General features: G+C 66.2%; 2 protein-coding genes. Both read right to left on the reverse strand.

Features of this window, described 5'->3' with window-relative positions:
* A partial coding sequence (locus tag EN964_RS35370; RefSeq protein ID WP_164776450.1) for a hypothetical protein occupies positions 1–268 on the reverse strand: 268 nt, incomplete at its 3' end.
* On the reverse strand, positions 265–993 hold the full coding sequence (locus EN964_RS35375) for a nucleotidyltransferase family protein (RefSeq protein WP_127267521.1): 729 nt from the start codon (positions 991–993) through the stop codon (positions 265–267). The genes EN964_RS35370 and EN964_RS35375, both read right to left, overlap by 4 nt.
* Between the last annotated feature and the right edge of the window lie 123 nt (positions 994–1,116).

Raw genomic sequence — 1,116 nt, forward strand, 5'->3', positions numbered from 1 at the left:
CATCCTCGTCGAATTCGCCGAGTGGCCGGATGACCGGCAGGATCGCCGAGCCGCCGCCGCCGCGTGCCGCCAGGCTGTCGACGAAGACACCCCGCAAGGCACGCGCGGCACGGCGTGTCGGCACATAGATGGTGACATCGGCCAAAGCGAGCGGGTCGCCGTCAAATCGAAACCCCGGAACAAGGCGGCCGGCAAGCAGCGCCTCGGCAAGCGTCGGCAGAAACGGCGCTCCGGGCGGGATCGAGAAAACGCGGCTGGAGCCGCTCATTGCGACTCGATGAGCGCACCGGCGACCGCCGCTTCCGCGAGCGGTACGGCATCGGGCGTGCCGACGGTGATCCAGTGGCCATGCATGGGCATGCCGAACAGGCGGCCGGCCGCGATGGCGGAATCGAAATAGGCGTTGAGCGAGTGCGGCCCGGCCGGTGCACCCTCGAACAGGCGCGGATGGACGATCGCCGCCCCGGCATAGATCAGCCCCGCCGGGTCGCCTTTCGAACGCCGCAAGCCGCCATCCGGCGCCACCAGGAAATCGGTGCTGCCGCAGTGTCCGGTCGCCTGTTGGAGATCCGCCAGCATCAGCAGAATATCCATTTTCGCCGCGTCCCATGCAAGGGCGAGGCGCTGGAGATTGAGAGGACCGTCATCGATCCAGAACGTGTCGGCGTTGAGGATGTAGAAGGGCTGATCGCCCAGTTCGGGCAACGCCTTGACGATGCCGCCGGCGGAATCGAGCAGTTGTTCGCTCTCGTCGGAAATGACGATGTTTGGCGCGCGGCGGGCAGTGACATGGGCGACGATCTGTTCGGGAAAGTAGTGGACGTTGACGACCGCCTTGCCGACGCCGGCGGCGGCCAGGCTGTCGAGGCTCCAGTCGAGCAACGTCTTGCCGGCAATCTTGACCAGTGGCTTGGGAATGGTGTCGGTGATCGGCCGCATGCGCTTGCCAAGCCCGGCGGCAAGTACGATGGCGGTGTCCGGTCTTGCTGTCACAGCGCTCGCTCCTCCAGCAAACCCTGGGCGTCGTAGAACTCGCGCAGGCTTGCCAGCGCCGGATGAGACAGAGCCCGGCGCAGATAGTCGCGGATGCGCGGCAAGTGCTTCAGATAATAGGGC

This window comes from Mesorhizobium sp. M7A.F.Ca.CA.001.10.2.1, assembly GCF_003998575.1.
Lineage (GTDB): Bacteria > Pseudomonadota > Alphaproteobacteria > Rhizobiales > Rhizobiaceae > Mesorhizobium.